At 63.1% G+C, this 18,861-nt stretch carries 16 protein-coding genes and 1 tRNA gene; 15 read left to right on the forward strand and 2 right to left on the reverse strand.

Annotation, left to right across the window (positions count from 1 at the left end; translation table 11 throughout):
* The first annotated feature begins 6 nt into the window (after positions 1-6).
* The 4 genes from AB0N65_RS02600 (at position 7) to AB0N65_RS02615 (ending at position 4,618) form a co-directional block, all read left to right on the forward strand.
* Positions 7-1,338, forward strand: a complete 1,332-nt coding sequence (locus tag AB0N65_RS02600) for an acetyl-CoA C-acetyltransferase (RefSeq protein ID WP_364157985.1) — start codon at positions 7-9, stop codon at positions 1,336-1,338.
* Between the two features lie 7 nt (positions 1,339-1,345).
* Positions 1,346-2,686, forward strand: coding sequence for a 3-oxoacyl-ACP reductase (locus tag AB0N65_RS02605; RefSeq protein ID WP_364157295.1), 1,341 nt, complete (start codon positions 1,346-1,348; stop codon positions 2,684-2,686).
* Positions 2,683-3,612: a MaoC/PaaZ C-terminal domain-containing protein gene (locus AB0N65_RS02610; protein WP_364157297.1), complete on the forward strand. Its 930-nt coding sequence runs from the start codon at positions 2,683-2,685 to the stop codon at positions 3,610-3,612. The genes AB0N65_RS02605 and AB0N65_RS02610 overlap by 4 nt, the downstream gene beginning before the upstream one ends.
* 91 nt (positions 3,613-3,703) lie before the next feature.
* Positions 3,704-4,618, forward strand: a complete 915-nt coding sequence (locus tag AB0N65_RS02615; RefSeq protein WP_364157299.1) for a glycosyltransferase — start codon at positions 3,704-3,706, stop codon at positions 4,616-4,618.
* Positions 4,619-4,738: 120 nt separating this feature from the next.
* Here the strand turns inward: AB0N65_RS02615 and AB0N65_RS02620 are convergent.
* Positions 4,739-4,821, reverse strand: a tRNA-Leu gene (locus AB0N65_RS02620).
* Between the two features lie 264 nt (positions 4,822-5,085).
* Between AB0N65_RS02620 and AB0N65_RS02625 the strand changes: the two genes are divergently transcribed.
* Both AB0N65_RS02625 and AB0N65_RS02630 read left to right on the forward strand, forming a co-directional pair.
* Complete coding sequence (locus tag AB0N65_RS02625) at positions 5,086-6,390, forward strand: M20/M25/M40 family metallo-hydrolase (protein ID WP_364157301.1); 1,305 nt, start codon at positions 5,086-5,088, stop codon at positions 6,388-6,390.
* Positions 6,391-6,413: 23 nt separating this feature from the next.
* A complete protein-coding gene (locus AB0N65_RS02630; protein WP_364157303.1) occupies positions 6,414-7,574 on the forward strand; it encodes an acyl-CoA dehydrogenase family protein in 1,161 nt (386 codons plus the stop codon).
* A 6-nt stretch (positions 7,575-7,580) separates the two neighbouring features.
* On the opposite strand, the gene AB0N65_RS02635 is transcribed toward AB0N65_RS02630, so the two are convergent.
* On the reverse strand, positions 7,581-7,814 hold the full coding sequence (locus AB0N65_RS02635) for a DUF5703 family protein (RefSeq protein WP_364157305.1): 234 nt from the start codon (positions 7,812-7,814) through the stop codon (positions 7,581-7,583).
* A gap of 39 nt (positions 7,815-7,853) precedes the next feature.
* Between AB0N65_RS02635 and AB0N65_RS02640 the strand changes: the two genes are divergently transcribed.
* From AB0N65_RS02640 to AB0N65_RS02680, 9 genes are all read left to right on the forward strand, one after another.
* Complete coding sequence (locus AB0N65_RS02640) at positions 7,854-8,111, forward strand: hypothetical protein (protein WP_364157307.1); 258 nt, start codon at positions 7,854-7,856, stop codon at positions 8,109-8,111.
* A 265-nt stretch (positions 8,112-8,376) separates the two neighbouring features.
* Complete coding sequence (locus AB0N65_RS02645; protein ID WP_364157309.1) at positions 8,377-10,068, forward strand: sugar transferase; 1,692 nt, start codon at positions 8,377-8,379, stop codon at positions 10,066-10,068.
* Positions 10,069-10,129: 61 nt separating this feature from the next.
* Entirely contained in the window at positions 10,130-11,239 is a 1,110-nt protein-coding gene (locus AB0N65_RS02650; RefSeq protein ID WP_364157312.1) for a Gfo/Idh/MocA family oxidoreductase, read from the forward strand.
* Positions 11,236-12,255 (forward strand): NAD-dependent epimerase/dehydratase family protein, encoded by a 1,020-nt coding sequence (locus tag AB0N65_RS02655; RefSeq protein WP_364157314.1) that lies wholly within the window; start codon positions 11,236-11,238, stop codon positions 12,253-12,255. The genes AB0N65_RS02650 and AB0N65_RS02655 overlap by 4 nt, the downstream gene beginning before the upstream one ends.
* A complete protein-coding gene (locus AB0N65_RS02660; protein ID WP_364157316.1) occupies positions 12,252-13,418 on the forward strand; it encodes a DegT/DnrJ/EryC1/StrS family aminotransferase in 1,167 nt (388 codons plus the stop codon). Before AB0N65_RS02655 ends, AB0N65_RS02660 begins: the two co-directional genes overlap by 4 nt.
* On the forward strand, positions 13,415-14,077 hold the full coding sequence (locus AB0N65_RS02665; protein ID WP_364157319.1) for an acetyltransferase: 663 nt from the start codon (positions 13,415-13,417) through the stop codon (positions 14,075-14,077). The genes AB0N65_RS02660 and AB0N65_RS02665 overlap by 4 nt, the downstream gene beginning before the upstream one ends.
* Complete coding sequence (locus AB0N65_RS02670; RefSeq protein ID WP_364157322.1) at positions 14,074-15,537, forward strand: oligosaccharide flippase family protein; 1,464 nt, start codon at positions 14,074-14,076, stop codon at positions 15,535-15,537. The genes AB0N65_RS02665 and AB0N65_RS02670 overlap by 4 nt, the downstream gene beginning before the upstream one ends.
* Complete coding sequence (locus tag AB0N65_RS02675; RefSeq protein ID WP_364157325.1) at positions 15,534-16,799, forward strand: glycosyltransferase; 1,266 nt, start codon at positions 15,534-15,536, stop codon at positions 16,797-16,799. Before AB0N65_RS02670 ends, AB0N65_RS02675 begins: the two co-directional genes overlap by 4 nt.
* Positions 16,799-18,856 (forward strand): glycosyltransferase, encoded by a 2,058-nt coding sequence (locus AB0N65_RS02680; RefSeq protein ID WP_364157328.1) that lies wholly within the window; start codon positions 16,799-16,801, stop codon positions 18,854-18,856. Before AB0N65_RS02675 ends, AB0N65_RS02680 begins: the two co-directional genes overlap by 1 nt.
* The last annotated feature ends 5 nt before the right edge of the window (positions 18,857-18,861 follow it).

Genomic DNA, 18,861 nt, shown 5'->3' on the forward strand with positions numbered 1-18,861 from the left:
GCAGACATGACCAGCGTTGGCGGGCCGGCGAACGGCGCACGCCCGCTCCGCCCGGCAGTTATCGTGGGTGGCAACCGAATCCCCTTTGCCCGAACAGGGGGGGCCTACACCAAGTCCTCCAACCAGGACATGCTTACCGCAGCATTGGACGGGCTGATCGCCCGCTTCGGGCTCCAGGACGAACGGATCGGCGAAGTTGCGGCCGGTGCCGTACTCAAGCACTCCCGGGATTTCAACCTCACGAGGGAAGCCGTCCTGGGCTCGGCGTTGTCGCCCGAGACACCGGCCTACGACCTCCAGCAAGCATGCGCCACCGGACTGGAAACCGTCCTCGGGTTGTCCAACAAGATCAAATTGGGCCAGATCGAATCCGCCATCGCCGGGGGAGTCGATTCCGCCTCGGACGCACCCATCGCCGTCAGCGAGGGACTGCGCCAAATCCTGCTGGACTTGAACCGCGCCAAAACCCCGGTGCAAAGACTCCGGATCCTCAGCCGGATCCGTCCCAAGGATCTCGCCCCCGACGCCCCGAACACCGGTGAACCCCGGACCGGCCTGTCCATGGGAGAACATCAGGCAGTCACCACTGCCCAGTGGAACATTTCGCGCGAGGCACAGGACGAACTTGCCTTCAACAGCCACCGCAACCTGGCCGCTGCGTACGACCGGGGTTTCTTCGATGACCTCATGACGCCCTACCGCGGGCTTGGCCGGGACTCCAACCTCCGGGCTGACACGACGCTCGAGAAGCTCTCCACGTTGAAGCCCGTGTTCGGGAAGAACCTTGGAGGGGAGGCCACCATGACGGCAGGCAACTCCACCCCACTTACCGACGGGGCGTCCACGGTTCTGTTGTCCAGCGAGGAGTGGGCTGATACCCACGGCCTGCCCAAGCTTGCCACGGTCCTCGACGGCGAGGCGGCCGCTGTTGATTTCGTCCATGGCAAGGATGGCCTCCTTATGGCCCCGGTTTTCGCCGTACCCCGTCTGCTTTCCCGCCATGGGCTGACGTTCGAAGACATTGACTACTTCGAAATCCATGAGGCTTTCGCCGGCACTGTGCTCAGCACCCTGGCAGCATGGGAAGACGAAGAGTTTGGGCGGACAAGGCTCGGACTTGACGGTGCGCTGGGCAAGGTCGATCGGGCAAAACTCAACGTCAACGGATCGTCGTTGGCGGCGGGCCATCCCTTTGCCGCCACCGGTGGCCGGATCGTGGCCTCGTTGGCAAAGATGCTGCACGAGAGAGGCAGCGTGGACGGCCGGCCCGCGCGCGGCCTCATCTCGGTATGCGCTGCCGGCGGGCAGGGCGTGGTTGCCATTCTGGAAGCGGCTTAGGGGAGTCATGACAGACAAGTACATCGACCTTGTGAGCCAGGGCCTGGGGAAGAACGTGGCCAAGAAGCTCGGCCTTCCCCAGCCTGTTGTGCTTCGGCGCCATCAGCCCGGCGCACCACTCGTCGAGGGCCCTGTCCTGGTTAACGGAGACAGCGTCGGCGCCGACGACCTCGCCACGACGCTTTTGGGCTGGGGCCTGGATGTCCGCCGAAACGCGCTTCCCAAGGAGAAGCTCGGTGCCATCATCCTCGTCATGGATGCTGTCCAGCACCCCGAAGACCTGGGCAAGCCGGTGCTGACGGTGGGTGCATCGTTGCGGGACCTGGCTCCCAACGCCCGAATCATCACGGTGTCCAGGACTGCCCACTCGGCGTCGACGCCCGCTGCAGCGGCCGCGCGGCAGGGCATTGATGGACTACTGCGTTCCCTGGCCAAGGAGCTGCGGGCAGGTACTACCGGCAACGGCATCATTCTGTCGGAGGACCTGGCCACCACAAGTCCCTCCGTCCTGGGCTCACTGCGTTTCTTCCTCTCGGGCCGATCGGCATACGTGGACGGCCAGTTCCTGACGGTCACGGGCCCGTCCGGCAGCCTGCCGGCCGACTTCGACAAGCCCCTGGCCGGCAAAGTCGCCGTGGTCACAGGGGCGGCCAGGGGCATCGGCGCGTCTATTGCCCGGACGCTGCACCGCGACGGCGCGAAGGTTGTAGCCGTGGATATTCCTGCAGCGGGGGACCATTTGGCAGCAGTAGCCAACGAGGTCCACGGGACAGCGCTCCAGCTGGACATCAGCCGCGAAGATGCCGGGCAAAGGATCATAGGCCACGCAGTGGAACGCCACGGCAGGCTCGACATCGTGGTGCACAACGCGGGGATCACCCGGGACCGCCTGCTGGCGAACATGGATGAAGGCCGCTGGCAATCGGTCATTGCGGTCAATATCGCCGCACAGTTGAGGATCAACGAAGCTTTGCTGGCATCCGAACACTTCAAGGCGTCACCCCGGATCGTTTCGGTTGCTTCCACCAGCGGCATCGCCGGCAACAGGGGCCAGACGAACTACGGGGCATCCAAAGCGGCCGTGATCGGCATGGTCCGTTCCACAGCGCCGCTGATGGAACCGTGTGGCGGAACCATCAACGCCGTGGCTCCCGGGTTCATTGAAACGGAGATGACAGCGCGCATGCCGCTGGCCATCCGGGAAGCTGCCCGAAGGGCTAATACGCTCAGGCAGGGCGGCCAGCCGCAGGACGTGGCTGAAGCCATCGCTTTCCTTGCGAGCGACTCCGCCGGCGGCATCTCGGGCGAAGTCCTGCGCGTCTGCGGACAGCAATTGGTGGGAGCATGAGCCAACCCCAGCCGGTCATCCTCGGGGAACTGCCCTCACTGTCCAAGCTCTACGTCAATGCGGCCGCAACCGCTGCCCGGCGACGCGTCCTTGGTCCATCAACCGGTAAACAGAAGCTTCCGTCGGTCATCCATGAGGTTCGTGGGGTCCGGGCGGACGTGGGAAACCTGACTGCCTACCAGCACTTGGTAGGGGAGACGGCAAGCGATGTCCTTCCTGCCGGGTTCATCCACGCGTTGGCCTTTCCCGTTTCCATGAGCGTGATGAACCGTGATGACTTTCCCCTTCCTCTGCTTGGCATGATCCATCTCAAGAACCATGTAGAGCAGCGTGCACCCGTCCTGTTTACGGAGGCCCTCGATATCCGGTCCTGGACGGAAAACCTCTCGGGCCACCGTGCAGGCACGCAGGTGGACATCGTGGCAGAGGTCCGTTCGGGCAGCTCAACCGGGGACGTCCGGTGGCGGGGAGTTTCGACCTACCTCGCCAAAGGGGTCTTCCTGCCCGGTATCGACAAGGCGGGCGGCCCCAACGGCGCCGCCGGGTCCAAGGATTTTTCTCCGCCCGTTCCCACAGCACTGTGGAAACTGGGATTGGACACCGGCAGGAACTATGCCGCGGTGTCAGGCGATTTCAATCCGATCCACCTGAGTGTACTGTCCGCCAAAGCATTGGGTTTGCGCGGTTCGATTGCCCACGGCATGTACCTTGCTTCGCGGGCATTGGCTGATGTCGGTGCGGTCAAGTCCGATGCTTTCACCTGGGATGTGGCTTTCGAGGCGCCGGTGTTCCTCCCTGCACGGGTGGCGCTGGATATCGCCACCGTGCAAACGGACGACGGCGAGTGGGGGCGTTCGGATTACGTAGCGTGGAACCACCGCAGCGGCCGGCGACATTTCAGTGGAAGCGTGGCATCACTGGGCTAAGCAGCAAAATACGTCCAACAGGGCTCTCCCATGCTGTTGACCGGACAGCTATTCTCTTGGCAAGACCCGGAAATGAAGTGGACGGTGGACCTTGAACGACATCGGTTTGTGCGTTTCCACCTACAATCGTGTCGAGGACCTGAAGAGACTGCTGTCCAGCGCAGTGCGGCAAGTCCCGCCGATACCGATCCTTGTGTACGACGACGCGTCCACCGACGGCACCGCTGAAACAGTTCGGAAGCACTTTCCGGAGGTTCGCCTCATCGTTGGCCAGCGGAACGTTGGGCTCATTGCCGCCCGGAACATTTGCCTCCGGGAAGCGTCCACGCCTTTCGTGATCATCCTGGACGATGACGCCTACTTCACATCCGTCCACACAGCCCGACAGACGCTGGACGACTTCACGTCACCCGGCATCGCAGCAGTCGCCATCCCGTTCAAGGAGAACGGTTCCCTCATGCAGGGTGATACCTCCGGCCACTGCGTCGAGCTGGCGCGCAGCTTCATAGGTGCTGCGCATGCGCTGCGCCGGGATGCGGTCCTGGCCTGCGGCGGCTTGCGTGAATCCTACAGGTTCTACTGTGAGGAGTCGGATGTCTCCATCCGCCTGCTGGCAGAAGGCTACGTTGTCCGGCACGGCACGGCGGACCCTGTCGAACATTGCCCCAATCCTGACCGCGAACCCCTCAGGCGCCGACAAATGAGATGGCGAAGTGAGCTTCGGTTCAAGTGGTACCACTCTCCGGCGGTGTTGCTCGCCCCTGTGCTCATGGGTCACACGGGTCGTCTCATCATCCGCAGCAGGCAATTTGGTGGACTGAAGCAGTCGATCAGTCTCGGAGTCAACGCGTGGAGGGATGTTATGAACTCCACGGCCGAACGAAACGGTGTGGATCTTGAGGTGTATGCGTTGTGGAGACGGCTGGCGAGGACGCCCCGCCTGACCTTGGAGGGCGTTGAGGACAAGTTGGCGGTCCGTCGTGATCGCGAAAGGGTATCTCCCTGAGACGCACGACAAGTACTGCAACAATGTGACCAAAGTCCTAAAGGCTCTAACGGTCAGATCACAGAACAACCCGACAAACAGCCAAGGCCTGGAATCCGTGGATTCCAGGCCTTGGGTTCGTGCGCGGAGGGGGACTTGAACCCCCACCCCCTTTCGAGGACTAGCACCTCAAGCTAGCGCGTCTGCCATTCCGCCACCCGCGCAGGTGGTGTCCGGAGTACTTCGGCGCCTTCCGGCGCTTCGCTTTCCTCCGAAGCAGCGAGAAAAACTCTAACACGGTTCAAGGTGAACTTGAAAATCGTCACGGTGATGCCCGGGCGGCGGTTGCCCGCAGTGGACAGCCGCGGCGGTCCTCTCCACCGGTACCACCTCTGGTGGGTAGGCTGAGGAGAACGGTACGGGACAGTTGCGGGATCCGCACTGCGCGTCATCGGGACCTGCAGCCTAACCACGCGAGGAGAATTTCCATGTCCGACATACGCCCCGAAGACGAAGTTGTCAGGATCTGCCAGGAGCTTATCCGGATCGACTCGACCAACTTTGGCGATGGAACCGGCCCTGGTGAACGCGCTGCAGCGGAGTACACGGCAGGCCTCATTTCCGAAGTGGGCTTGGAAGCGGAAATCTTCGAATCTGCGCCGGGGCGGGCCAACGTCGTGACCCGCATGGCGGGGGAGGACCCGTCGGCAGACGCACTCGTGGTGCATGGCCACCTGGATGTGGTGCCCGCACTCAAGGACCAATGGACAGTGGACCCGTTCAGCGGCGAACTCAAAGACGGGTTGATCTGGGGGCGCGGCGCTGTGGATATGAAGGACATGGACGCCATGATCCTTTCCGTGATGCGGGACTTCGCCCGTTCCGGCCGTAAACCCAAAAGGGACATTATTTTCGCGTTCTTCGCGGATGAGGAGGCAGGCGGCACGTATGGCGCCCGGTATGCGATTGAGCACCGGCGCGAACTTTTCGACGGCGCCACCGAGGCAATTTCTGAGGTCGGTGGTTTCTCCGCCACAATAGGCGGCCAGCGCACCTACCTGCTGCAGACTGCAGAGAAGGGCCTTTCGTGGCTGCGGCTGGTAGCCCACGGCAGGGCGGGGCACGGCTCGCAAATCAACACGGACAACGCGATTACCCGCTTGGCCGCTGCTGTCACGAGGATCGGCGAACACAAGTGGCCGGTGGAGCTGACACCGACCACACGGCAATTCCTGGACGGCGTCACCGAGCTCACGGGAGTCGAGTTCGACGCCGACAACCCGGACATCCTCCTCAAGGAGCTTGGAACAGTAGCCCGGTTTGTGGGTGCGACCCTGCAGAACACCTCCAACCCGACGCTCCTGCGCTCCGGCTACAAGCACAACGTCATTCCGGAGTCGGCCGAGGCATTCGTGGATTGCAGGACTCTTCCCGGCCAGCAGGAACTCGTTTTCGAAACCATCAAAGAACTGGCCGGAGACGGCATCGAGCTCAGTTACGTCAACAAGGATGTCTCCTTGGAAGTTCCGTTTGCCGGAAACCTCGTGGACTCCATGATCGATGCCCTGCACTCGGAGGATCCCGGGGCCAAAGTGCTGCCCTACACGTTGTCCGGCGGCACGGATAACAAGTCCCTGAGCAAGATCGGCATTACCGGTTACGGTTTTGCCCCGCTGATGCTCCCGGACGAGCTCGACTTCACGGGAATGTTCCACGGCGTGGACGAACGCGTTCCGGCCGAATCGCTCCGGTTCGGCGCACGGGTCCTCAACAGGTTGCTGAGCAACTACTAGGAACAGGGCAGGAGAGATCCAGCATGAATACCGAGGAAATCCTTCCGGACGCGTTGCTGGAACGCCTGCGCGGCCGCGCTGCCGGTTATGACCGGAACAACCTGTTCTTTCACGAGGACCTGGAGGAACTTGCTGCGGCCGGTTACCTGAAGTTGTTCGTACCGGAGGTCGACGGCGGTCCGGGACTCGGTCTCGAAGCGGTGGCCGCGCTGCAGCAGCGCCTTGCCACGGCTGCGCCGGCCACAGCATTGGCTGTCAACATGCACCTGGTGTGGACCGGCGTCGCGCAGGTGATGGCCGCAAGGGGTGACAGCTCCCTCGACTTCGTGTTGAAGGAGGCCGGCCAGGGCGAAGTGTTCGCCTTCGGTATCTCGGAAGCGGGCAACGACTCGATGCTGTTTGACTCGGGCACGGTGGCTGAGCCCCTTCCCGACGGAAGCTATCGTTTCACCGGGAGGAAGATCTTCACGAGCCTTTCGCGCGGCTGGACCAGGCTGGGGACCTTCGGCAAGGATCCGGACGCCCGCGAGGGCGAGGGCGAGCTGGTGTTTGGGTTCATCCGGCGTGACGAACCCGGTCACGAAACCCTCAGCGACTGGGACACGCTTGGCATGAGGGCCAGTGCCTCGAACACCACGCTGCTGCACGGTGCGGTGGTCCCTTCGGAGCGGATCTTCCGCAAATTACCCGTTGGCCCCAACCAGGACCTCCTGATTTTTGCGATCTTCGCATGCTTTGAGACCTTGCTGGCGGCGGTCTACACAGGAGTGGCGGAGCGTGCCTTCAAGCTCGGCGTTGACAACGTGAAGCGCCGCGTCTCGGCCAAGCACGGAGGACGGAATTTTGCCCAGGACCCGGACATTCGCTGGAAGGTGGCTGACGCTGCCTTGGCCATGGACGGTATCCAGCCACAGATATCAATGATCGCCCGCGATATCGACAACGTCGTGGACCACGGTCCGCAATGGTTCCCAAAGCTCGTAGGGCTCAAATCCCGGGCCACGGAAAACGCGCGCTATGTGGTGGACCTGGCCATCCGCGTGACGGGCGGGTCAAGCTACTTCCGTGGTTCGGAGATGGAGCGGCTTTACCGGGATGTTCTCGCGGGAATCTTCCACCCCTCCAACGACGAATCGGCCCATAACACCGTGGCCAACGCCTGGCTGGGGCCGTTGGAAAGCTGAAGGCCGTTAGACGGTCCGCTGGATCGAGTACACCTTGCGCCGCAACCAGAAGCGTCTTCCTCCGCCCATGTAGAGCCGGCTGCGTTCCAGCTCCCACTTGCCGTACTCCGAATGCTCGGCAAGCCGTCGGCGGGCCTCCGGCAGGGAATCGTCAGGTCCAACCGTCAATACGAGGTATTCGTACTGACGTCCGTAGTCTCGTTGGCGCTCAACGGAGCCGCCCTGAAATTGTTCCTTCATCCCTCTCCATTTTCGTCCTTTTCCGGCTAACGTGAAGTCATGAGCATCGATCCGCGTGTCGCGCTGCAATCACTGACTGCTGCGCTCGAAGAGCACCTGGCCGCCGCTTCCGCCCGGCGTGGCGAAGGCGACCCTGCTGTTGAGGCGGCGTTCTTCGCCGTCGCCGATGCTTTCGAAGTCTATGAGGACGCGCTTTACGAATCGTATTCCGAGGTTACTCCGCTCCAGGTGTTTGACGAGGAGGAAGAGGACGACGAAGACGTCCTCGATGAAGACCTGGAAAGCCTGGAGGACTGACCTCGCAGTAGCCGGCCACCTCAGGTGGCCGGTTTTTTGTGCCGTTTTTCAGCAGGCTTTGTGCTGGCCAGGCCACTGGATTCCGGATTTCTTGCGTGCTGGGAGCAGCTTGAAACCACGTAGTCCTGCCTGGGCCAGCTAGGTACTCGCACGTAGGGGCATTGGGTAATCCTGCGCAAACTTGAGTACTGACTACTGGTGCGCCTCCTGACCGCCGCAGCTTCACTGGGTTGTAGGCAATGGCAGGTCTGCGAAGAAGGCTGACATGGTAAGAGTTCCAGTCTTGCGTATGGGCAAGGTGGCACCCAACGGTGCACACCAGCTACCCACAGGTGCAGCTTTCACCGGCACTCCTGCCATCACCGACGTCAATCCGCCGGTGTCTCCCTGGATTGACAAGTCCGTTGCTGCACAACGGACTGAAAAGGCGGGACTGGCGGCATTGGGGGCAGATGTCACCCTGAATCCCATGCCGCCAGTCACCCAATCTCTTGTTCCAACGATGACCGGTCGCAGATCCCGCCCGCGGCGCGGGGGCTCCAGCTGGACGCAGTTGCTCACCGGCGCCCTCTGCTTGGCGGATACCGCGCTGGTGGCTGTCGCTGTCCTCGCCGGCTTCATCCTTAACACTGACGGGCCCGTTGTTGCCCCTGGCGGCGCGGGCCAGGGGCAACACGTCATGATCGGGTGCGTGCTGGCAGTTGCTTGGATCGCAGCCTTGGAGGTTTACCGGAGCCGGGATCCGAAGGTCCTGGGCGTAGGTCCCGAAGAATACAAGCGTGTTCTTACTGCCAGCCTTCGGGTGTTCGGCTTCCTGGGCCTTGTCGCTGTGGTGTTCCGGCTCGAATCAGTCAGTTCCTTCGTCGTGGTGTCCCTGCCCCTGGGCGTGGTGGCACTCACGGGCAACCGTTGGATTTTCCGGCGCTGGCTGAACGGGCAAAAGTCACGCGGACGCTGCCTCTCACGCGCGATCGTGGTGGGGGAGCCGCAGGATGTCAGATATGTCGTCAAACAGATCAACCGCAAATCCGGGGCTGCGTACGACATTGTGGGTGCCTGCCTTCCCGGTGCCCGGCGGGGCGCCGTGCTCGTGGTGGACGACGCCCGGGTGCCTGTGCTGTCCTCCATTTACGGTATCGCCCATACGGTCCGGCAGACCGGTGCAAACGCAGTGATCGTTGCCGGCCCCGTGCCGGGCGGCAACCAGTTCATCCAGGAACTGGGCTGGCGTCTCGAGGAGGATGCCGCCGAACTGGTTTTGGCGGCCACGCTGACCAACGTGGCCGGCCCCCGTATCCACTGGCGTCCGGTGGAGGGCCTGCCGCTGATGCATGTGGACATTCCGCATTACTCGGGCGGAAAACACACCCTTAAACGGCTCATGGACATCTTTGTCTCCTCTGCCGCGTTGCTGGTGTTGGCGCCGATCCTGCTGGTCCTGGCCTTGATAGTCAGGCTTGACAGTCCTGGCCCTGTGCTGTTCAAGCAGGAAAGGATCGGGAAACAGGGAACCACCTTCCGGATGCTGAAATTCCGCTCCATGGTGGTCGATGCCGAAGCCCGCCTGGCCGAACTCACGGGGCAGGACGAAGGTGCAGGCGTGCTGTTCAAGATCCGGGGAGACCCGAGGATCACAGCCTGCGGGCGCTGGATGAGGAAGTACTCCCTGGACGAGTTGCCCCAATTCTGGAATGTGCTCGTAGGGAACATGAGCCTGGTTGGTCCCCGGCCGCCGCTTCTCCGCGAAGTCAGCGGGTACGAGCGCCACACGCACCGGCGGCTGCTCATCAAGCCCGGTATCACGGGACTTTGGCAAATCAACGGACGCTCCGACCTCCCGTGGGAAGAAGCAGTCCGGCTGGATCTTTACTACGTCGAAAACTGGTCAATAGCGGGGGATTTGATGATCATGTGGCGGACCTTCAAGGCGATGATCCAACCGTCAGGTGCCTATTGACCTCCGCAAAGCTCCAACCCAAAAAGAAGCCGAGCCATCCATCACAGAATCCGAGTGGAAAATGAGCATTGGAACCATCCCAACGAGCCACCTCAATGGCCACGGGCTGACGCAAAAGTTGAAAATCGCCGTGGTCGGAGCGGGTTACTGGGGTCCCAACCTCGCCAGGAACCTGAAAGCGAGCCCGGACTGGGAACTCGTGGCCATTTGCGACCTCGACGTCGAGCGCGGCCTTCGGCTGGCGGAAACGGTAGGCGGGGTCGCCGTCGTCGAGTCCTTGGACGAACTGTTGGACACCTACAACCTTGACGCGGTGGCCGTCGCAACGCCGGCCCATACGCATCACGGCGTAGTGATGACTGCGTTACGTGCCGGCAAGCACGTCCTGGTGGAAAAGCCTCTTGCGGACAGCCGTGCCAAGGGCCTGGAGATGGTGGAGGAAGCCAAGTCCAAGGGGTTGGTCCTCATGGCGGATCACACTTACTGCTTCACGCCGGCGGTCCTCAAGATCCAGGAGCTGGTTTCAACCGGAGCGCTGGGTGACATCCTGTACGTCGACTCCGTCCGCATCAACCTGGGCCTGGTCCAACCGGACGTCAATGTCTTTTGGGACCTCGCGCCGCATGACCTTTCCATCCTGGACTTCGTCCTTCCGGGCGGTCTGCACCCTACCGAGATCTCCGCCCACGGCGCCGACCCGCTGGGTACCGGCAGGGACTGTGTCGGGCACCTGACCTTTGGACTGCCGAACGACGCCATGGTCCACATCCACGTCAATTGGCTCAGCCCCACCAAGATCAGGCAAATGATCATCGGCGGGTCCAAGAGGACCCTGGTTTGGGACGACCTCAACCCGCAGCAGAGGTTGAGCGTCTATGACCGCGGTGTCAGCCTGGAACAGCAGCCAAGGTCCGCCGCGGACAGGAAGACGTCGGCTATTTCCTACCGGCTCGGCGATACGTGGTCGCCGGCGTTGCAGGAACGTGAACCGCTGGGCCAGGTGGTGGCCGAGCTGGCGGCATCCATCAGGAACCACACCATGCCGCGCACCAGCGGCGAATCGGGCCTCAGGGTCCTGTCCGTGCTTGAAGCCGTTACCCAAAGCCTGGGGACTGACGGGCAGTCAACCATCGTTGCAGGCAACGAGGTCACGCTCCAGGTTGCCCGGTGAACGCGCTGCTCGGTGCGAATGTGCTGGTCACCGGAGGCGCCGGAACCATCGGTTCCACACTCGTTGACCAACTGCTCGACGCCGGTGCGGGGCACGTTGACGTGCTGGACAACCTCGTGCGGGGACGCCGGGCAAACCTCGACGACGCGCAGCGCACCAACCGCCTGCGGCTCGTGGAGGGTGACCTTCGTGACCGGGACCTCGTTCACGACCTCGTCCGGGGCAAGGATTTGGTCTTCCACCAGGCTGCCATCCGGATTACGCAGTGCGCGGAAGAGCCCCGCTTGGCGCTTGAGGTCCTTGTGGACGGAACGTTCAACGTTTTTGAAGCAGCTGTGGAGCACCGGGTAGGCAAAGTCATCGCTGCGTCGAGCGCCTCCGTCTACGGCATGGCCGAAAGCTTCCCCACGAACGAAAACCACCACCACCACAACAATGACACTTTCTATGGTGCCGCCAAGTCATTCAACGAGGGCATGGCCAGGAGCTTCCGGGCCATGTCCGGACTGGATTACGTCCTGCTGCGCTACTTCAACGTCTACGGGCCACGAATGGACGTCCACGGCCTCTACACCGAGGTCCTGGTCCGCTGGATGGAGAGGATTGCCGATGGCCTGCCGCCTTTGATCTTCGGCAGCGGGCAGCAGACCATGGACTTTGTCCACACCGCGGATGTAGCCAGGGCAAACGTCCTGGCTGCAGCGAGTGACGTGAGGGAAGGCGTCTACAACATAGCCAGCGGGGTCGAAACCAGCTTGGCCGGACTCGCCGAGACCCTGTTGCGAGTGATGGGGTCGCCGCTGCACGTCGAACACGGACCGGAACGTGCCGTGAACGGGGTTGCCCGACGGTTGGCAGACACCGTCGCGGCCAGCCGGGACCTGGGCTTCGAAGCGGCAGTGGGGCTGGAAGACGGCCTCGCCACTTTGGTGTCGTGGTGGCGACCATTGCGCGAGGAGATCGCGGCAACGCGGTCCGTGCCCGGTTCCGAAGCACCGGTTGTGGGTGCACGATGACCACCTACGAAACCTCCGTAGCACGAATCGATGTCATGAAACCGTGGCTGGGCGCCGAAGAGGCCCAGGCCGTCGCCGAGGTCATAGCCTCCGGATGGGTAGCCCAAGGACCCAAAGTGAAGCAGTTCGAGGAAGCCTTCGCGCTGAAACAGGAGTCGGCCTTTGCCGTCGCCGTCTCCAGCTGCACCTCTGCCCTCCACCTCGCCCTGGAAGCCGCCGGGACAGGCGCCGGAGACGACGTGGTGGTTCCCTCGTTCTCCTTCATTGCAACAGCCAACGCCCCAAGCTACGTGGGCGCCCGTACGGTGTTCGCGGACGTTGACCGCATGACCGGTTGTGTCACCGCTGACACCATCGCAGCAGCGTTGACGCCGGCAACAAGGGCGGTCATTGTCGTAGATCAAGGAGGGGTGCCGGTAGACCTTGAGCCTATCCGGGCACTTTGCGATCCGCTCGGCATCACGGTGATCGAGGACGCGGCCTGCGCCATCGGTTCGCGGTACCGCGGACGGCCCGTAGGAGTCGGCGCTGACATAGCCGCGTGGTCCTTTCATCCTCGGAAGATCCTGACCACAGGCGAAGGCGGCATGCTCTCGACATCCCGCCGGGAGGTGGCAGACCGGGCGGGCCGGTTACGTGAACATGCCATGAGCGTCTCCGCCGCCGACCGGCATGCCAGCATCCTGGCACCGGCCGAAGAGTACCTCGAAGTCGGGTTCAATTACCGCATGACCGACCTTCAGGCCGCCGTCGGGATCGTTCAATTGGGCCGGCTGGAAACAGCGGTCCGGCGCCGCCGGGAACTGGCGGCCGGCTACGCCGAGGCTTTCGCGGGCGTGGAGGGCCTGCGCCTGGTGGCCGACCCGCACTACGGAACCGGAAACTACCAGTCGTGCTGGCTTGAGGTAGGACCGGCCTTCCCCTTGGGGAGGGACGCCCTGATGGCCCGATTGGCCGAAGACGGTATCTCGGCCAGACGGGGCATCATGGCCGCACACCGGCAACCCGCGTATGCAGGCAGGGACACCGGAGGTGCCGCACTGGAAGCGACCGAGTGGCTCACAGACCACACCTTGATCCTGCCCCTGTACCACCAACTCACGCTGAGCGATCAGCTCCGCGTCATCGATTCGGTACTCCGCGCGGCAGGAGAGCGAAAATGAGCGAACTCCTGCTGATAGCCGCCAGCGGGCTGGCCCGCGAAGTACTCGCCATGGTTCGCAACAGCGGACAGTACGACGTCATAGGGATCCTCGACGACGACGAGGACAAGCTGGGCCGGGTCGTTGACGGCGCCCACGTCCTGGGACCCATCCGCGATGCACTCACGTTCCCGCACGCCTTGCTTCTGGTCTGCATCGGGTCCGGAAGCGGACGGGAGAGCGTGGTCATGCGGCTGCGAACGCTGGGCCTCGCCGAAGACCGCTACGCCACCGCCGTGGATCCATCGGTTCACCCTCCGGAAGGATGCAGGGTTGGACTCGGAAGCATCATCCTGGCCAACGTCACCATGACCGCCTCCGTCACCGTCGGCAGCCACGTTGTGACAATGCCGGGAGTCACCCTCACCCACGACGACGTCGTCAGCGACTTCGCAACACTGGCCGCCGGCGTCTCCCTCGGCGGCAACGTCCACATCGGACGGGCCGCCTACCTGGGCATGAACGCCAGCATCCGCGAGCGCCGCTCCGTCGGAGCAGGAGCAACGATCGGCATGGGAGCTGCAGTCCTGGAAGACGTGCCCGAAGCCGAGACATGGGCTGGTGTGCCGGCGCGGGTTATCCGCCGCGGGTACTCGCCCGAACTGGAAGGCGTTCTGTGACCCTGAAGAGTTCTTCAGTGACGCGACGAACGCCCACGCCAACGCGGGCGTTCGTCATCAGCGTCCTGAACGCTCTGGTCACCCGCATCGGAACCATAGGAATAGGCATCGCCCTCGCCCGGTTGCTCGGACCCGAGCAATTCGGAACCTACGCCATCGCGTTCGTGGCGTTGATGGCAGTGCTGAGTTTCAACGAACTCGGTGTCAGCCTTGCCATTGTCCGCTGGCCGGGGGACCCCAAAGAAATCGCCGCCACGGTAACGACCATCTCCACGGCGTGCAGTCTGCTTCTGTTCGCGATCTCCTACGCTGCGGCTCCCTACTTCACAGCAGCAATGGGAAACGAGCAGGCAACAGACGTCGTCCGCGTCCTCGCTGCCTGCATCGTGCTGAACGGCCTGGTCTCAACTCCCGCCGCCCTGCTGCAGCGAAACTTCCGGCAGGGCCAACGCATGGTGATCGACCAGGTCAATGTATGGCTGGGCGCGGGAGCCTCCCTGCTGCTGGTCATCCTCGGCATGGGTGCCATGAGCCTCGCCGTCGGCCGAGTGGCCGCGAGCCTCGTCTCGGGCATCCTGTTCCTCATCTACTCACCCTTGCCTTACCGTTTCGGATTCTCCCCGTCCTCCGCGAGGCAACTGCTTCTCTTCGGTTTGCCGTTGGCCGGCGCCAGCATGGTGGTCTTCGCTGTGGGGTACCTGGACCAGCTCACCGTGGGAAAAATGCTTGGGCCGGTTGCGCTGGGATTCTACGTCCTGGCCCTCAACATGGCGGGGTGGCCCTCCAGCCTCGTGTCCCAACCACTCAGAAGCGTCGCGCCGGCCGCGTTCGCCCGGTTGCAGGACGCGCCCGCGCAAATGCGGACAGTCATGGCGTCCGTTGTTGGAGTCATGGGGTCGGCGATGATGCCTGTATCTGCAGTGCTGGCTGCCGGCGCCGTACCCGTCGTCACCCTCCTCTACGGCGAGGAATGGTCACCCGCGGCAGTCGTCCTTGCCTGGCTGGCCCCCGTCGCCGTCTTCAAAGTCCTTCACGAGCTCATCTACGACTTCCTCGTTGTCCTCAAGAAATCCGTTTCCATCCTGGGCGTCCAGGTCCTGTCGCTGCTGGTCCTGTTCCCGGCGCTGCTCTTCGGCGCGAACATCGCCGGACTCACCGGACTCGCAGCCGCCCCCTTGGTGGTGGCCGCGGCAGTGACGACACCGTTGTACTTGAAGGCGCTCGCAGGAGCCGGTATGCCACTTGGTGCACTCCTCTTGCCGCTGGGGGCACCGCTTGCCATCTCCGTTGCAGCCGGTGCAGTGACCTTTCTCGTTGCATCGTCGATCGCGGATCCCCTCCTGGCGGTAGGCGCGTGCCTTGTGGTCGGCTTGCCGGCCATCGCGGCATCGATCGTGCTGCGGCTAGGGGACATCAAGCTCCTGCGCCGCATCACCCATGGACAAGAGGTCCCCGCATGAAAATCCTCGTGTACCCACATGACCTCCGCATCGGTGGCAGCCAGCTTAATGCCATCGAACTGGGAGCCGCGGTGCGGGATCTTGGCCACCACGTCATCGTTTTTGGCCAACCAGGCCCCCTGATGCACAAGGTGCGGGAACTGGACCTGGAATTCGTGGCGGCCCCTACGCCACGGAAGCGTCCCTCACCTTCTGTCTGCCGGGCGCTACGCCAACTGGCCCACGACAGGGGCATTGACGTCCTCCATGGTTACGAGTGGCCGCCCGCGTTGGAATGCCTCCTGGCATCACGGGTGATGCCGGGCACCATCAGCGTTGCAACCGTCATGTCCATGGCCGTTGCCCCGTTCATCCCCAAATCGATGCCGCTGCTCGTGGGCACCGAACAGATACTCCAGGTCGAGAAGGCCTATGGCCGCCGACGGCTGGGTCTGCTGGAACCTCCCGTAGACACCTTCGCCAACCACGCCGCAGCGATTGACGTGCCCGGCGAATTTCGGGAACGCTTCGGTTTGACTGACGGAGCGTTGACCGTCGTTTGCGTCTCGCGACTGGCCCGGGAGCTCAAACTGGAGGGAATACTGTCGGCGATGGACGCCGTCGCAAAATTGGCCCTCCACAAGGATGTCCGGCTGGTCGTCGTGGGCGATGGACCCGGAATGGGCCAAGCGCTTGAGCGGGCCGCAGCCATCAACAACAGGCTCCAACGGTCCGTTGTTGTCCTGACCGGTGAAATTCCGGATCCCCGGCCGGCGTACGCCGCGGCCGACGTCGTCGTGGGCATGGGCAGTTCCGCGCTGCGCGGAATGTCATTCGGCAAACCGCTGATCGTCCAAGGGGAATCCGGATACTGGGAGCTGTTGACCGCCGAAACCCTGGGGGAATTCCTATGGCAGGGGTGGTACGGCCTTGGCAAGGGAGCCGCGACCGGCACCCAACGGCTGGTTTCCATCCTCGGACCGTTGCTCACCAGCAAGACCGAACGGGAGCGGTTGGGCGCATTTGGACGCGCCGTGGTTGAAGACAGGTTCTCTCTGAGCAATGCCGCGAGGGTTCAGGTCAGTTTCTACCAAAACTTGCTGCACGACGGCGGCTGGACGTCTTCATCGTTCGTCGCCGAAACAGCAGGGGCCCTCAGATACGCCGCCTATGTGGGCCGGCGCCGGTATAACAAGCATTTCGGCAGCAACACCGCCGACGACTTCAATGCGGTGCCCGTGGCAGCACAGGCCACTGCCGCTGCCCGTGGACGGAGTCTTTGATGGACACGATCATCTACATGTCAGGAACCCGTTGGGACAGCCTCCCGGGAACCGACAAGATGCTGGCCAGGTCCCTCTCCCGCAGCAACAACGTCCTGTGGGTAGATCATCCGGTTCCCCTCCATGGCTATGCCGACGTCCGTTGCCACCTCCTACGCAGCCTCCGCGGAGCGCCGGAGGACGTGGAACCCGACATCGCCCGGCTCCGCGTTCCAGCGCTGCCAGGCGTCAGCAAGCCAGTGGTCCGGCACTCAACAGATGCCGTGGTGCGGCGTTGCATCGATGCGGCAATCCGCAGGGCGGACAGCCGCATCGCAGGGATCGTGAACGCCTCGCCGATCATGCTGTTCCCATCACAACCGGGCGGCACACGCCTCCTTCACCTGACCGATGACTGGTTGGCCGGGGCGAGCCTCATGGGCTTCGCCCCGTCCCACCTGCTGCAAGTGCTGCAAGCGAACATCCGCTCCGCGGACGTCATCTCCGCCGTTTCCGAAGGACTCGCCGCCAAGATCTCGAAACTCTCCGGAAGGCCCGTGGAAGTCCTGCCCAACGGCTGCGGCCCCGCAGCGGCACCAAACGGCACAGAACGCCGTCCCGTAGTTGCCTTGGTTGGCCAGCTCACCCGACGTTTGGACCTTGACATGCTGGAATCTGTGGCGGAGACCAACGTGCCGCTTCTCGTCATCGGGCCGCGGGCCGACGAGGACCCGGCATTCCGGTCACGGCTGGACGCAATATTGACCCGGCCAAACGTGGATTGGCGCGGCCTCACCCCGCAAGATGAGGTCACACGGTTACTGCACACAGTAGCGGTCGGTATCACGCCATATGCCGACACAGAGTTCAACAGGTCCAGCTTTCCCCTCAAGACCCTTGAATATCTTTCCGCGGGGCTTCGGGTAGTAGCCACGGACTTGCCATCCACCCGGTGGATCGACTCCCCGGCCATCGCCCGCGCAACGTCACCCGCCATGTTCACGCGGCACGTCCTCGAGGCCCTCCACCAACCCATGTCCCCGGAACTTCGGCACGATGTCCGGGCCGTCGCCAGCGCCCACAGCTGGGATGCCAGGGCAACCACAATCGAGCGTTTCCTCTCCGGGGAAGACCAAAACCGGAACAGGCGCGGCGCCGCAACGGATCTACTCCCGCCCGGCGACGCAACAACCGACCGGTCCGCCGCCGTCGACCACGTCCTCCTGACCCGCTTCAACCTTCCCTCAAAAGGCTTCGAAAGCTTGATCCGCGCAAAAGACGGATGGCTTCGGGAACGGGTGGAACTCTTCGAGAAGTACTGCGTCCCTTCCGTCCGGGCCCAAACAGAAAAGGCATTCCACTGGATCGTCTACTTTGATCCGGAAAGCCCCGAATGGTTGACCAAACGAATCCACACCCTCAACACGGACGGCATCTTCACCCCAGTATTCCGCGCCGAGGTCTCCACTGACGAGCTCCTTGAGGACATCGCGCACGTTACCGGCAGGCGCTCGCCGGAACTGCTGACCTCCAATGTCGATAACGACGACGGCTTGGCGGTCGATTTTGTGGCGCGCGTCCAAGCCGCTGACTGCGAGCAGCTTCCCACCGCGATCTACCTGGCTTCAGGACTGGTCAAGGAAGGTCCCTCGGTCTACCTGCGACGCGACCACCGGAACGCCTTCTGTTCAGTAAGGTCCGTGTGGTCCGCTCCCGCCACGTGCTGGTCCGCCTGGCATGACCAGCTCGGCAAGGCCATGGCGATCAAGGACATCGATGGACCCCCGGCTTGGTTGCAGAGTGTCCACGGTTCCAATGTCAGCAACAGGGTTCGCGGACGGCTGGTTTCCCCGCGGCCCTTTGTCCGCCGGTTTCCCGGGCTGCTTGACGACGCCGGCAGCGTCACGAGCATCGACCTTGTGCGCGATGCCCTTTTCCGACGCCCCTCCCGCATGCTCCGGGACACTCTCAGGAGTGCAGTCAAAGCGGCCATCGTCCGGCTGCTCGGGCCTGCGGGAATTGACAAGGTGAAAGTACTTCTGAGGAACACCCGGCGGGAGAATACACGATGCAAATAAAATCA

Source organism: Paenarthrobacter sp. NPDC089322 (genome assembly GCF_040684895.1).
Taxonomy (GTDB): Bacteria; Actinomycetota; Actinomycetes; order Actinomycetales; family Micrococcaceae; genus Arthrobacter.

Coding starts and splice junctions, on each gene's coding strand:
- AB0N65_RS02600 (WP_364157985.1), top strand. CDS start 7: ATGACCAGCGTTGGCGGGCCGGCGAACGGCGCACGCCCGCTCCGCCCG.
- AB0N65_RS02675 (WP_364157325.1), top strand. CDS start 15,534: ATGAAAATCCTCGTGTACCCACATGACCTCCGCATCGGTGGCAGCCAG.
- AB0N65_RS02605 (WP_364157295.1), top strand. CDS start 1,346: ATGACAGACAAGTACATCGACCTTGTGAGCCAGGGCCTGGGGAAGAAC.
- AB0N65_RS02650 (WP_364157312.1), top strand. CDS start 10,130: ATGAGCATTGGAACCATCCCAACGAGCCACCTCAATGGCCACGGGCTG.
- AB0N65_RS02665 (WP_364157319.1), top strand. CDS start 13,415: ATGAGCGAACTCCTGCTGATAGCCGCCAGCGGGCTGGCCCGCGAAGTA.
- AB0N65_RS02660 (WP_364157316.1), top strand. CDS start 12,252: ATGACCACCTACGAAACCTCCGTAGCACGAATCGATGTCATGAAACCG.
- AB0N65_RS02680 (WP_364157328.1), top strand. CDS start 16,799: ATGGACACGATCATCTACATGTCAGGAACCCGTTGGGACAGCCTCCCG.
- AB0N65_RS02645 (WP_364157309.1), top strand. CDS start 8,377: ATGGTAAGAGTTCCAGTCTTGCGTATGGGCAAGGTGGCACCCAACGGT.
- AB0N65_RS02630 (WP_364157303.1), top strand. CDS start 6,414: ATGAATACCGAGGAAATCCTTCCGGACGCGTTGCTGGAACGCCTGCGC.
- AB0N65_RS02625 (WP_364157301.1), top strand. CDS start 5,086: ATGTCCGACATACGCCCCGAAGACGAAGTTGTCAGGATCTGCCAGGAG.
- AB0N65_RS02635 (WP_364157305.1), bottom strand. CDS start 7,814: ATGAAGGAACAATTTCAGGGCGGCTCCGTTGAGCGCCAACGAGACTAC.
- AB0N65_RS02610 (WP_364157297.1), top strand. CDS start 2,683: ATGAGCCAACCCCAGCCGGTCATCCTCGGGGAACTGCCCTCACTGTCC.
- AB0N65_RS02640 (WP_364157307.1), top strand. CDS start 7,854: ATGAGCATCGATCCGCGTGTCGCGCTGCAATCACTGACTGCTGCGCTC.